At 73.0% G+C, this 12991-nt stretch carries 12 protein-coding genes; 5 read left to right on the top strand and 7 right to left on the bottom strand.

Features of this window, described 5'->3' with window-relative positions; all coding sequences use genetic code 11:
- Positions 1 to 14: 14 nt before the first annotated feature.
- The 4 genes from sucC to AC3RJ8_RS13055 all read right to left on the bottom strand — a co-directional run bounded on the left by sucC (position 15) and on the right by AC3RJ8_RS13055 (position 4787).
- On the bottom strand, positions 15 to 1184 hold the full coding sequence (gene sucC / locus AC3RJ8_RS13040; RefSeq protein WP_489713031.1) for an ADP-forming succinate--CoA ligase subunit beta: 1170 nt from the start codon (positions 1182 to 1184) through the stop codon (positions 15 to 17).
- Positions 1185 to 1498: 314 nt separating this feature from the next.
- Complete coding sequence (locus tag AC3RJ8_RS13045) at positions 1499 to 1753, bottom strand: Txe/YoeB family addiction module toxin (protein WP_489713032.1); 255 nt, start codon at positions 1751 to 1753, stop codon at positions 1499 to 1501.
- Positions 1753 to 2010, bottom strand: coding sequence for a type II toxin-antitoxin system Phd/YefM family antitoxin (locus AC3RJ8_RS13050; protein ID WP_489713033.1), 258 nt, complete (start codon positions 2008 to 2010; stop codon positions 1753 to 1755). The genes AC3RJ8_RS13045 and AC3RJ8_RS13050 overlap by 1 nt, the downstream gene beginning before the upstream one ends.
- An 86-nt stretch (positions 2011 to 2096) precedes the next feature.
- On the bottom strand, positions 2097 to 4787 hold the full coding sequence (locus AC3RJ8_RS13055) for a UvrD-helicase domain-containing protein (RefSeq protein WP_489713034.1): 2691 nt from the start codon (positions 4785 to 4787) through the stop codon (positions 2097 to 2099).
- Between the two features lie 94 nt (positions 4788 to 4881).
- Between AC3RJ8_RS13055 and AC3RJ8_RS13060 the strand changes: the two genes are divergently transcribed.
- Complete coding sequence (locus AC3RJ8_RS13060) at positions 4882 to 6489, top strand: DUF389 domain-containing protein (protein WP_489713035.1); 1608 nt, start codon at positions 4882 to 4884, stop codon at positions 6487 to 6489.
- A 57-nt stretch (positions 6490 to 6546) separates the two neighbouring features.
- On the opposite strand, the gene AC3RJ8_RS13065 is transcribed toward AC3RJ8_RS13060, so the two are convergent.
- From AC3RJ8_RS13065 to AC3RJ8_RS13075, 3 genes are all read right to left on the bottom strand, one after another.
- A complete protein-coding gene (locus tag AC3RJ8_RS13065; protein WP_489713036.1) occupies positions 6547 to 6987 on the bottom strand; it encodes a GNAT family N-acetyltransferase in 441 nt (146 codons plus the stop codon).
- A gap of 96 nt (positions 6988 to 7083) precedes the next feature.
- Positions 7084 to 7566 carry a DUF456 domain-containing protein gene (locus tag AC3RJ8_RS13070; RefSeq protein ID WP_489713037.1) on the bottom strand — a complete coding sequence of 161 codons (483 nt, stop codon included), beginning with the start codon at positions 7564 to 7566 and terminating at the stop codon, positions 7084 to 7086.
- 43 nt (positions 7567 to 7609) lie between these two features.
- On the bottom strand, positions 7610 to 7981 hold the full coding sequence (locus AC3RJ8_RS13075) for a hypothetical protein (protein WP_489713038.1): 372 nt from the start codon (positions 7979 to 7981) through the stop codon (positions 7610 to 7612).
- Positions 7982 to 8333: 352 nt separating this feature from the next.
- Between AC3RJ8_RS13075 and AC3RJ8_RS13080 the strand changes: the two genes are divergently transcribed.
- Genes AC3RJ8_RS13080 through AC3RJ8_RS13095 form a run of 4 tightly spaced genes read left to right on the top strand, consistent with a single transcriptional unit; the run spans position 8334 to position 12967 of the window.
- Entirely contained in the window at positions 8334 to 10067 is a 1734-nt protein-coding gene (locus AC3RJ8_RS13080) for a nitrite/sulfite reductase (RefSeq protein WP_489713039.1), read from the top strand.
- Positions 10064 to 10939 carry a phosphoadenylyl-sulfate reductase gene (locus AC3RJ8_RS13085; protein WP_489713040.1) on the top strand — a complete coding sequence of 292 codons (876 nt, stop codon included), beginning with the start codon at positions 10064 to 10066 and terminating at the stop codon, positions 10937 to 10939. The genes AC3RJ8_RS13080 and AC3RJ8_RS13085 overlap by 4 nt, the downstream gene beginning before the upstream one ends.
- Positions 10940 to 10955: 16 nt before the next feature.
- Positions 10956 to 12197, top strand: coding sequence for a uroporphyrinogen-III C-methyltransferase (gene cobA / locus AC3RJ8_RS13090; protein ID WP_489715638.1), 1242 nt, complete (start codon positions 10956 to 10958; stop codon positions 12195 to 12197).
- Positions 12198 to 12253: 56 nt separating this feature from the next.
- Positions 12254 to 12967, top strand: coding sequence for a sirohydrochlorin chelatase (locus tag AC3RJ8_RS13095; protein ID WP_489713041.1), 714 nt, complete (start codon positions 12254 to 12256; stop codon positions 12965 to 12967).
- The last annotated feature ends 24 nt before the right edge of the window (positions 12968 to 12991 follow it).

Consider the following 12991-nt stretch of genomic DNA (forward strand, 5'->3'; position numbering starts at 1 on the left):
AGGTCCGGCGGCGGTCAGGCGTTGGCCAGCTCGGCGGCCTTCTCGGCGCCGCCGTCCATGGTCTCGGCGAGGGTGACGAGCGGGTGGTTCGCGTCGGCGAGGATCTGGCGTCCGAGGGCGACGTTGTTGCCGTCGAGGCGGACCACGAGCGGCTTGGTCGCCTCGTCACCGAGGATCTCCAGCGCGCCGACGATGCCCTTGGCGACCTCGTCGCAGGCGGTGATGCCGCCGAAGACGTTCACGAACACGGACTTGACCTGCGGGTCGTGCAGGATGACGTCCAGCCCGTTGGCCATGACCTTCGAGTTCGCGCCGCCCCCGATGTCGAGGAAGTTCGCGGGCTTGACGCCGCCGTGCGCGTCGCCGGCGTAGGCGACGACGTCGAGCGTGCTCATGACCAGACCCGCGCCGTTGCCGATGATGCCGACCTCGCCGTCGAGCTTGACGTAGTTGAGGCCGTTCGCCTTGGCCTTGGCCTCGAGCGGGTCAGTCGCGTCCTTGTCCTCGAGCGCCTCGTGGTCCGGGTGGCGCACCTCGGAGGCGTTCTCGTCCAGGGTGACCTTGCCGTCGAGGGCGATGATCTCGCCGTCCTCGGTGCGGACCAGCGGGTTGACCTCGACCAGGGTGGCGTCCTCGGCCGTGAAGACGGTCCACAGCTTGCGGATGGCGTCCGCGACGGGTGCCTTGAGGTCCTCGGCGAACCCGGCGGCGTCCACGATCTCGGCGGCCTTGGCCTCGTCGATGCCCACGATCGGGTCGACGGCGACCTTGGCGAGCGCCTCGGGACGCTCGACGGCGAGCTGCTCGATCTCCACGCCGCCCTCGACGGAGCACATCGCCAGGTAGTTGCGGTTCGAGCGGTCCAGGAGCACCGAGAAGTAGAACTCCTCGGCGATCTTCGCGCCGGCCGCCACCATCACACGGTGGACGGTGTGGCCCTTGATGTCCATGCCGAGGATCTCCTCGGCCTTCTGCGCCGCCTCGTCGGGCGAGTGCGCCAGCTTGACGCCGCCGGCCTTGCCACGGCCCCCGGTCTTGACCTGGGCCTTGACGACCACGGTCCCGCCGCCGAGCTTCTCTGCGCCCTCGCGGGCCTCGTCGGGCGTCGTCGCGACGACGCCGCCCAGCACGGGGACGCCGTGCTTCTCGAAGATGTCGCGCGCCTGGTATTCGAACAGGTCCACCCTGCTGCGTCCTTCCATCGGTTGAGCCCCTGGGTCGGCAGAGGCCGGCCTGAGCGATGTCTCGACGTCAAGACATCCTGTCCAGAGTAGCCCGCCGGACCTCTACGACGGTACGCCCGTCGGGGATTCGCGCACGGACCGTGACCCATTCCACAGGGCCCCGCGGGCCGTCCGGTCGCTCCAGGAGCTCGCCGACCGGCTCGGTGTCAGCAAGCGGGCGGTCAACACGAAGCACCGGAGGTAGAGACGTTCGAGGGGTCAGCAAGGAAGCGCGGTCCGCCGTCGAGCAGCGACGGCCGCCCGAGGCCTGTCGGTCAGTAGTGGAACCGCGCCTGCACCACCGTGATCGTGCCGTCGCCCACGTGGTAGACCAGCCGGTGCTCCTGGGTGATCCGGCGGGACCACACCCCCGCGCCCTCGTGCCTCAATAGCTCCGGCTTGCCCGTCCCCTCGGTCGGCGTGCGCAGGCACTCGGCGATCAGAGCGTTCAGCCGCTTCAGCACCTTGCGGTCGGTCGTCTGCCAGGAGACGTAGTCCTCCCAGCCGTGAGGAGTGAATGCCAACCGCATCACTCGGTGTCGAGCAGGTCGTGCTGGGACACCTCACCGGCACGCAACTGAGCCAGCGACTCGTCGAGGCGCCGGGAGTTGGCCGCCGTCGACCGCAGGTACAGGCTGGTCTGCAACGCCTCGTAGTCACTCTCTGACATGATCACGGCGTTCCCGTCCTTGTGGTGGACACGTACCGGCGCGTGATCCGCGTTCACCTGCGCGATCAACGGGTACAGGGTTCGGCGCGCTTCCGCAGCGCTGATGGTCTCCGACATGCAACCCTCCCTCAGGTACCTCTCACTGTACCCGACCGGTACGTCTTCCGGTACCTGCTTGGCCGCTCGGCCGCTCGGCCGGACGATCAGAGCTTGGTCACCGGGGAGAAGCGCAGCAGCAGCCGCTTGGTGCCGTCCGCGCCGAAGTCGATCTTCGCCACCGCGTTGTGACCGGCACCCTCCAGGGACACGACGGTCCCGACGCCGTAGGCGTCGTGAGTCACCCGGTCCCCCAGGGCGAGGGACGGGATGTCGGTGTCCTGGCGCGGCGTCGCCGACCCGAAGGTCGCCCCGCCCGACGACGGCGCAGCCGCCCGTGCGGTTCGCGTCGCGGACGCCCGGCGCTCGCCCGACGAGGTGGTCACGCGGCCGGCCCGCGGCCCGCCGTAGCCACCGCCCCACGCGGACCCCCCACGGCGCAGCGTCTGGGTGGCGGACTCGGCCCGTCGCCAGTCCCACAGCTCGTCGGGGATCTCGTCGAGGAACCGGCTCGGCGGGAACTCGTTCGCCATGCCCCAGGCCGAGCGGGTGCCCGCGCGCGAGATGTAGAGCCGCTCGCGGGCGCGGGTGATCCCCACGTAGGCGAGGCGGCGCTCCTCGGAGAGCTCGGCGTCGTCGTGCAGGGAGCGCATGTGCGGGAACGTGCCGTCCTCCAGACCGGTGAGGAAGACCACCGGGAACTCCAGACCCTTGGCGGTGTGCAGCGTCATCAGGGTGACGACGCCGGGGTCCTCCTGCGGCTCCTCGTCGTGCTCGTGCTCCGCCGCACCGTCGGCGACGTCCTCGTCGGGGATCTGGTCGGCGTCCGCCACCAGGGACACCCGCTCGAGGAAGTCCGCCAGGTCGCCCTCCGGGTCCATCTCCGTGAACTCCGCGGCCACCGCGTGCAGCTCGGCCAGGTTCTCCACCCGCGTGGCGTCCTGCGGGTCGTCGCTCGCGCGCAGCTCAGCGAGGTAGCCGGTGCGGTCCAGCACCGCACCGAGCACCTCGGCCGGAGCGGCGCCGTCGTCCACCAGGGCGCGCAGCTCGCCCATCATCGCGGCGAACACGCGCAGCGGCTTGAGCGAGCGTGTCGTCATGCCGGGGATCTCGTCGACACGCTCCAGGGCCGCGCCGAACGGGATGCGCTCGGCGGCCGCGAAACCCGCGACGAGCGACTCCGCCCGGTCCCCCAGCCCGCGCTTGGGCACGTTCAGGACCCGGCGCAGGCTCACGTCGTCGTCCGGGTTCGCCAGCGCACGCAGGTAGGCGACGGCGTCCTTGACCTCCTTGCGCTCGTAGAAGCGGGTGCCGCCGACCACCTTGTAGGGCAGTCCGACGCGGATCAGCACCTCCTCGAGCGCCCTCGACTGGGCGTTGGTCCGGTAGAAGATCGCGACGTCGCCAGGCCTGACACCCTCGTCGTCGCCGAGCCGGTCGATCTCCTGCGCGACGAACCGCGCCTCGTGGTGCTCGTCGTCGGCGACGTAGCCGACGATCTTCGCCCCCGACCCGGCGTCCGTCCACAGTCGCTTCGGCTTGCGGCCGGGGTTGCGCGAGATCACCTCGTTCGCCGCCGACAGGATGTTCTGCGTCGAGCGGTAGTTCTGCTCCAGCAGGATGGTCGTGGCGTCGGGGTAGTCCTCCTCGAACTCCACGATGTTGCGGATCGTGGCGCCCCGGAACGCGTAGATCGACTGGTCCGCATCGCCGACGACCGTCAGTTCCGCCGGGTCGAGGCCCTGCTCCGCCACCGCCCCGCCTGCGGGGCTCGCCAGCTCACTCCTCGCGGGGACGCCGGGCTCGTCGGGCGCCCCGCCTGCGGGGCTCGCCGGCTCACTCCTCGCGGGGACGCCGGTCAGCTCGCGGACCAGGACGTACTGCGCGTGGTTCGTGTCCTGGTACTCGTCGACCATGATGTGCCGGAAGCGTCGGCGGTAGTGCTCGGCCACGGCGGGGAACGCCTGCAGCAGGTTGACGGTGGTCATGATGATGTCGTCGAAGTCCAGGGCGTTCGCCTGGGCCAGGCGCGCCTGGTAGCGGCGGTAGACGTCGGCGAGCACCGCGTCGAACTGCGCGGCACCCGCGTCGGCGAGCCCGCCGCCGGCCAGCGCACGCTCGCGCCAGCCGTCCGGTGTCGCGTCGCCGCCCGCCTGCTCGGCGTACGCCTCGGGATCGATCAGCTCGTTCTTGAGGTCGCTGATCTTGTTCGCGAGCGAGCGCGCCGGGTACTTCTTGGTGTCCAGGTCGAGCTCGCGGCACACCAGCGTGATCAGCCGCTGGGAGTCCGCGGCATCGTAGATCGAGAAGCTGGACCGCAGACCGAGGGTCTTCGCCTCCCGGCGCAGGATCCGCACGCACGCGGAGTGGAAGGTGGAGACCCACATCCGGCTCGCCGCCGGGCCGACCAGCTGGGCGACGCGCTCGCGCATCTCCGCGGCCGCCTTGTTCGTGAAGGTGATCGCCAGGATCTGGCCCGGGTGCGCGCGCCGGGTGGCCAGCAGGTGCGCGATGCGGTGCGTGAGCACGCGGGTCTTGCCGGAGCCTGCGCCCGCGACGATGAGCAGCGGGGACCCGGCGTGCACGACGGCGGCCCGCTGGTTCGGGTTGAGGCCGTCCAGCAACGCCTCGGCCGCCTCGTCCGCCTCGGGCTCGCGCCGCTCCCCCGCGGCGGGCCGCGCCCAGTCCGGGGCAGCGTCGTCGTCCCACCGCGGTGCGGTCCGGGGCAGGCGGGCGGTGTCGTCGGACGGCGATGCGTCGAGGCCGGGCAGCGAGAGGCTGTCGAAGAGGGAGGTCATCGTGGACCAAGCCTAGGCGCCGGCGCCGACACCACCGGACCGCGCGTACCGGGCCCCGCGTGCCGTCCCGCCGGTGCTCCGCTACCGTCGCGTCATGGATCCTGAGGTCCGAGGTCCCGACCTGCTGCGAAGCCCCGGACGGTTCGTCAACCCGTCCACGGTCGGTGGCCTGGTCGCCGTCGCCATGGGCCTGGTGCTCGTCCTCGTCCCGGCCATCTCCGTCGACCTGGCCGAGACCGTCGTCGGCCTCGGGCTGCTCTTCTCCGGGGGCAACGACCTGTGGACCGCCACCCGGCGGCACGACGCCCGCGCCACGGCCCGCGCCGCCGCGCTCCTGCGCGGCCTGGCCTCCGTCGCCCTGGCCGGAGTGTTCCTGCTGTCGTTCCGGGACGCCCTGGACGCCACCCTCCTGCTCGGCGGCGCGTACCTGTTGTTCCGCAGCGCGGTGAACCTCGTGCTCGCCGCCTTCAGCCGCGATCACGACCGACGCACCCCGCGCGCCGCGAGCGGCGCGGTCGGGCTGGTCCTCGGGCTGCTGGTGATCGCCGCACCGGAGATCGTGGTCGACTGGTTCACCGTCGCCCTCGGCCTGGCCGCCCTCTGCGGCGGGGCCGTCACCCTCACCTACGGCTACCGGGTGGCGACGGGCATCATCGCGCCCCCCGAGGGCGCCTCCCCGTCGCTCACCGAGATCCTGTGGTGGTGGGTCGAGCACGTCGACGTGGGCACCCGCCGTCGCACCCTCCTGGCCGAGCAGCTCTACCTCGAGCGTCCCGAGCGGGCGGCGAAGCACGTGGCCTGGTGGACCATGCTCGTCCTCAGCGTCTGCATCTCCACCCTCGCGGTGCTGCAGGACTCGACCGCCGTGGTGATCGGGGCGATGCTCGTCGCCCCGCTCATGACGCCGATCCTCGGCCTGTCGGCCGCGGTGGTGAGCGGCTGGGCCCGCCGCGCGCTCGGGTCGCTGGCGCTCATCGTCGCAGGAGCCGCCGTCGCCGTCGTCATCGCGATCGCGATCGCCTCGTGGGTGCCCGCCGTGGTCCCGTTCGACACCAACAGCCAGATCAGCTCCCGGGTGGACCCCACGCTCCTCGACATGCTCGTGGCGGTGGCGGCCGGCGCCGCCGGGGCGTTCGCCACGGTCGACCGCCGGGTGGCGCCGTCGATCGCCGGGGTGGCGATCGCCGTCGCGCTGGTGCCGCCGCTGTCCGTGGTCGGGGTGACGCTCGCCGCGTCACGGCCGGGGGACGCCGCGGGCGCCATGCTGCTGTTCTCGACCAACTTCGTCTCGATCGTGCTGTCGGCGTCGGTGGTCTTCGTCCTGGCTGGGCTCGCGAACCCGGAGGGACTGCGCCGGCGCGGACGACGGGTGCTGCTCACCCTCACCCCGTTCGTCGCCGCGGCGCTGGTGATCCTCGTCCCGCTGCTGCTGACCACGGACGGTCTGCTCACCTCGTCCGCGGACGATCGCGCGGCCCAGTCCGCGGTGAACGACTGGATCGACGACCACGACCCGCCTCTCGGCCTCACGGACGTCAGTGTCGGCGACACCATGGTGACGGTCGAGCTCGTCGGCCCGTCGGAGGAGCTGCCACCGCTGGACGCCCTGCAGTCCGCGCTCGACGACGCCCTCGACGGGTCCTACGCGCTCGAGGTGGCCGTGACACCGGTGGTGACGCAGCGTCTCCCGGCCGCCGGCTGAGCCCGACCTGCGGTCGCAGCGGTACGACGACGTCGCGGCCGACGTCCGGGTCGCCGGTCAGCGCCGCAGGCGCATCGGCAGGTGCGGGATGTCGTCCTCGAGGTACTCCGGGCCGTCGACCGTGAAGCCGAACCCGCCGTACCACCCCGCGAGCGGGGCCTGTGCCCCGAGCACCACGTCGGCTTCCGGCGCCGCCGCCGACGCCGCGGCGAGCGCCGCGCGCATCAGCTCGCCGGACGCCCCGGTCCCCCGCACGTCCGGGTGGCAGACGACGCGACCGATCCGCTGGACGTCACCGTCGTCGAGGACCCGGGCGGTGCCGACCACGCGGTCGTCGTCCAGCAGGACCACGTGCCGGGTGGCGGGTTCGAGGTCACGGTCGTCGAGGTCCGGGTAGGCGCACTCCTGCTCGACGACGAACACGTCCTGGCGCAGTCGCCAGATGCCGAACGCGGTGCGGGGGTCGAGTGCCTCGACGGGGCGGGTGAGGATCTGCACGGCCCCATGGTCGCACCCGCGCTCAGCGGCTCGCGCACGGCGCGGGCGAGGTCGGCGCGACGGATCGAGTACCGCCGGCGCACGTTGCCGTCCCGCTCACGTCAGGAGCAGCCCGACCACCCAGATGACGGTCGCCGTCAGCCCGCCGAGGAGCTGGATGCCGATGGTGATGGCGGTCGCCTGCAGCGCGGCGACGGTGGCGCGCCAGGCAGCCCGGGCGTCGCGGCGACGCAGGTATTCCATCACCAGCACGGCGACGGTGAAGAACAGGAACAGCCCGACCACGGGGACCACGAAGAACCCCACCACCGCGGCCACGCCGGCGACGGCGAGGGTCGACCAGGGCACCTCGGCGCGGCGCATGTGCAGGCCGGCCAGGAGCCACTGGCACGTCTCCGCCGCCGCGATCACCAGCGCGGCGAGCACGAAGCAGACCCAGGCCGCCGGGCCGCCCGTGACCCACGCCCACACGAGCACGGAGCCGAGCACGAGGGCGTTGCCGGGCAGAACCTGGACGATGATGCCGACCAGCCCGACGGCGATCGCCACGCCGACGAGGACCTCGCCGAGGACGCTCATCGCCGACGCTCACGACCGGCGGGCGACGGCGTCGTGCCGCAGGTCACCAGAAGACGGCGACGACGATGTTGACCAGGACGAGCGCGCCGATCGTGTGCTTGAGGGCCGGGGCGACGGCGCCCGTGCCGTTGTCCGCCTTGCTGCCCTGCCGCTTGGCGACGAAGGCGAGGACCGCGATGACGAGGGCGACGGACAGCTTGACGCCGATCTTCGCCATGGAAGGCCCGCCGTCCGTCCACAGGTCACCCATCTCCGCGACCCCGACCATGAGGACGCCGGCGACCAGCGCGGTGAGCGCGCCGTGGAACACCCCGCGGTACAGGCCCGGGCTGCGCAGCGAGGCGAGGTACCCACCCAGCACGATGGCCCAGCCGACGAAGTGCAGCACGGTGAAGACGTTGTAGAGGAACTCCATGGCGACAGCCTATCGGCGGGCGGACGGCACCAGCACCGTCTCACCTGGTGACCCACGTCCCAGCATGCGGACCCGGGGTTTCGCGAGGTGGGCATCCCGGGTTAGATTCCTCGGCATGACCACGGCCGCGCCCCGCCTGCTCACGACCACCCGTCGTGAGATGTCGGCGCGCCCCTGCCTGCGTACGCGCATGTGCAGCTGTCAGTGCTGCTGTCGCTGATCGCGCCCCACCTCAGCCCCCACCGCACCTGCGGACCTGAGCATCGGCGCGCGCCGTCGGTCTCGGCCCACCCCTGCTGAGCCGTCGTCGTCGCGCGTCCCGCCCCCCGAGGACCCGAGGACCCCCCCCAGGATGACGACGCAGACCACCCCCGCCTCGCAGAACCCCGCCGACGCCCCGGCACCCCCCGCCCGCCCCGCCCGGGCTCCGCGCCCGAACGGCCAGTGGAAGATCGACGGCACGACGCCGCTGAACCACAACGAGGAGTTCAAGCAGGAGGCCGCCCCCCTGGGTGTGCGCGAGCGGATCGAGAACATCTACTCGCGCGAAGGCTTCGACTCCATCGCCGACGACGACCTGCACGGCCGTTTCCGCTGGTGGGGCCTGTACACCCAGCGCAAGCCCGGGATCGACGGCGGCCGCACCGCCACGCTCGAGCCGCACGAGCTCGAGGACCGCTACTTCATGCTCCGCGTGCGCACCGACGGCCAGGCCCTCGACCCCGCCGCGCTGCGCGTGCTGGGCGGCATCTCGGCCGACTACGGCCGCGGCAGCGCCGACATCACCGACCGGCAGAACATCCAGTACCACTGGATCGAGGTCGAGAGCATGCCGGACATCTGGCGCCGGCTCGACACGGTGGGCCTGGAGACGACGACGGCGTGCGGCGACTCGCCCCGCGCGTTCCTCGGCAGCCCGGTCGCCGGTGTCGCCGCGGACGAGATCATCGACCCCACCCCGGTGATCCACGAGATCAAGACGCGCTACATCGGCGATCCGGAACTGGCGAACCTCCCCCGCAAGTTCAAGACCGCGATCACCGGCCACCCGAGCCTCGACGTCGTCCACGAGATCAACGACATCTCGCTCGTCGGCGTGCGCCACCCCGAGCTCGGTGCCGGCTACGACCTGTGGGTCGGCGGCGGGCTGTCCACCAACCCGCGCCTCGGCGAGCGCCTCGGGGTGTTCGTCACCGCCGAGCAGGCTCCCGACGTCTGGCACGGCGTCATCCGCATCTTCCGGGACTACGGCTACCGCCGTCTGCGGAACAAGGCCCGCCTGAAGTTCCTCCTCAAGGACTGGGGCACCCAGAAGTTCCGCGACGTCCTCGAGGACGAGTACCTCGGCTACGCGCTCCCCGACGGCCCGCCGCCCGCCCCGGCGACGCGGCCCGGCGACCACGTGGGCGTGCACGAGCAGAAGGACGGCCGGTTCTACGTCGGCGCGGCGCCGGTCGTCGGGCGCGTGGGCGGCGGGACCCTCACCGGGCTCGCCGACCTCATCGAGTCGGTGGGCGCCGAGTCCGCCCGGCTCACCGCCCACCAGAAGGTCGTCGTCCTCGGTGTGCCCGCGGACCGGGTGGACGATCTGGTCGCGGGCCTGGAGCCGCTCGGCCTGACGGCGCGGCCCAGCCTGTTCCGCCGCTCGACCATCGCCTGCACCGGCATCGAGTACTGCAAGCTGGCGATCGTCGACACCAAGGACACCGCCGCGCGCGTCATCGGTGAGCTGGAGGAGCGGCTCGGCGACATCGAGGAGCGCCTCGGCAAGCCCATCGAGCTCAACGTCAACGGCTGCCCCAACTCCTGCGCCCGCATCCAGACCGCGGACGTCGGTCTCAAGGGCCAGATCATCACCGTCGACGGCGAGCAGGTCCCCGGCTTCCAGGTGCACCTGGGCGGCGGGCTCGTCGACCAGGGCCGCGACGCGGGCGAGCTCGGCCGCACGGTGCGCGGGCTGAAGGTGCCGGCGACCGACGTGGCCGACTACGTGGAGCGCGTCGTGCGCCGCTACGAGGCCGACCGCGACGGCACGGAGACGTTCGCCCAGTGGGCGCACCGGGCCGACGAGGAGGCCCTCCAGTGACGGCCGTCTCCGTCAGCCTCGGCGTGGGCCCCAACGCGTCGAGCGCTCCCGCCTCCTCCCTGGCCGGTGCCGCGGCGGCGGCCAGGCGCCGCGCCGCCGAGCGCGAGCAGTCGCGGGCCCGACACCGGGCCCGCGTCGACGGGCGCGAGCGGCGCCGGCGCTCGGACGCCGAGCTGTCGCAGATCGCCGCCCGTGGGCGGCGCGAGCTGGGCGGGTCCGGGATCGGCTCGGCGGACGAGGCCTCGGCGCACGAGGTCATCGCGTGGGCGGTGGAGCAGTTCGGCGACTCCCTCGCGGTCGCGTCCTCGATGACGGACTCGGTGCTGGCCGCCCTGGTCAGCGAGCAGCTCCCGTGGGTCGACGTGCTGTTCGGCGAGACCGGCTACCACTTCGCCGAGACGCTGGGCACCCGGGACGCCGTCGCGCACTCGCTCGACGTCACCGTCGTCGACGTGCGGCCCCGGCTGAGCGTCGCGCAGCAGGACGAGGCGTACGGGCCGGACCTGTTCGCCCGGGACCCCGAGGCCTGCTGCCGCATGCGCAAGGTCGAGCCCATGCGAGACCTGCTCGCCGGCTACGAGGCCTGGGCCACCGGCGTCCGACGTGCGGACTCCGGCTCCCGCGCCTCCGCCGAGCTCGTCTCCTGGGACGCGTCGAACAACCTGGTGAAGATCAACCCCATCGCCGCCTGGTCCGACGACGAGCTCGTCGGCTATGCGCTCGCCAACGGGCTCACCGTCAACCCTTTGCTCAACGACGGCTACCCGTCGATCGGGTGCGAGCCCTGCACCCGTCGCGTCGCACCGGGCGAGGACGCGCGCGCCGGACGGTGGTCCGGCGTCGACAAGTCCGAGTGCGGCCTGCACATCTGAGCCTGCGAGGATCAGCATCGTGAACGATCTCTACCCCCTGGGCCTGCGCGTGCGCGGCCGGCTCGTCGTCGTCGTCGGCGGCGGGCCGGTCGCCGCGCGCCGGGTGCGCGGCCTGGTCGCGGCCGGGGCCCGGGTGCGCGTCGTGGCCCCGGCGCTGGGCACGGATCTCGCCGCGCTCGTGGCGGACGGCGCCGTCGAACATCGTGCGCGCGAGTACGCGCCCGGCGACCTCGACGGCGCCTGGCTCGTGCACACGGCGACCGGCGTCCCGGCCGTGGACTCCGGCGTGGCCGACGACGCGGAGGTCTCCCGCACCTTCTGCGTCGTGGCCTCGGACGCCGACCGGGCCTCGGCCTGGGTCCCCGCCGTCACCCGGTCGGACGACGTCACCGTCGCGGTCCACGCGGGCCGCGACCCGCGTCGCGCCGTACGGCTCCGCGACGGCGTCGCCGCGGCCCTGGAGGCCGGCGAGCTGCCGCTGCGCCGGGTGCGCCCGCCGGCCGAGGCCGACGGGGCGGGTCGCGTCTCCCTGGTCGGCGGGGGGCCCGGCGCACCGGGCCTGGTCACCGGCCGCGGTCGGCGACTCCTGGCGAGCGCCGACGTCGTCGTCGTGGACCGTCTCGGCCCCCGGTCGTTGCTCCCGACCCTGGCGGACGACGTCGAGGTGATCGACGTCGGCAAGACCGCAGGCAACCACCCCGTCCCGCAGGAGCGCATCAACGAGCTGCTCGTGGAGCACGCCCGGGCCGGGCGCGACGTCGTGCGACTCAAGGGCGGCGACCCGTACGTGTTCGGTCGCGGCGGTGAGGAGCTGGCGGCCTGCCGGGCCGCCGGGATCGACGTGGAGGTGGTGCCGGGCGTGACGTCGGCCGTCTCGGTGCCCGCCGCCGTCGGCATCCCCGTGACGCACCGCGGTGTGGCCGCCGGGTTCAGCGTGCTGACCGCCCACGAGGCGGTCGGCGACGTCCCGCGCGGCACGGACCACACGCTCGTGCTGCTCATGGGTGTCACGCGGCTCGCACGGACGGCCGAGGCCCTCGTCGCGGCCGGGCGTCCGGCCGACACCCCGGTGGCGGTGGTCGAGGACGGGTACGGCCCCCGCCAGCGCGCGACCCTCGGCACGCTCGCTGACATCGCCGAGCGTGCCGCGGCCGCCAGTGTGCGCCCACCGGCCGTGACGGTCGTGGGCGACGTCGTGCGGCTCTGCCCCGACTGGGGCCCTCACGTCGCCCCGGACCCGGCTGTGAGCGCGCCGTGACACACGGTCATGCGGACGTCACCCCCGCGTTCGATCCGGCGCGTAGCGTGGCGGGCATGACCGCACCGACCCTCCTCGCGATCTCGCACGGCACCTCGTCACCCGTCGGGGCCGGGGCCGTCGCCACGCTGGTCGACGCCGTGGCGGCCCGGCTCGCGGACGAGGTGCCCGTGCACGCCGGGTTCGTGGACGTGCAGCAGCCCGACGTCGCGACGTGCCTGGACGGGCTCCGCGAGACCCGTTCGGTGATCGTCCCGCTGCTGCTCTCGGCGGGCTTCCACGTGCACGTCGACCTGCGCCACGAGATCGACGACGCCGTCGCCGCGGGCATCGACGTGCGGCTCGCCGGTGCCCTCGGCCCGGACACGCGCCTCGTCGACCTGCTGGAACGTCGCCTGACCGAGGCCGGCCTGGCCGCCGGTGACGTCGTCGTGCTCGCCGCCGCCGGGTCGTCCGACCCTCGCGCCGTGGCCGACTGCGAACGCACCGGCACGCTGCTCGCCGATCGCACCGGACACCCGGTGAGCGTCGGCTACATCGCCAACGCCACCCCTCGGGTGCCCGACGTCGTCACGTCGGTGCGGGCGGAGCACCCGGGTGCGCGCGTGGTCACCGCCAGCTACCTCATCGCCCCCGGCTACTTCCAGACACTGGCCGAGAAGGCCGGCGGCGACGTGACCACCGGTCCCCTGCTGCTGCCGGACGCCGAGGCGCCCGGCGAGCTGGTCGACATCGTCCTCGACCGCTACCGCACGGCCTGCCGTGGCTAGCCTGGTCTGGTCATCTTGACCAGA

It is taken from the genome of Isoptericola sp. MSGPD8_1_ISO-PGPR-S23-394, assembly GCF_058072785.1.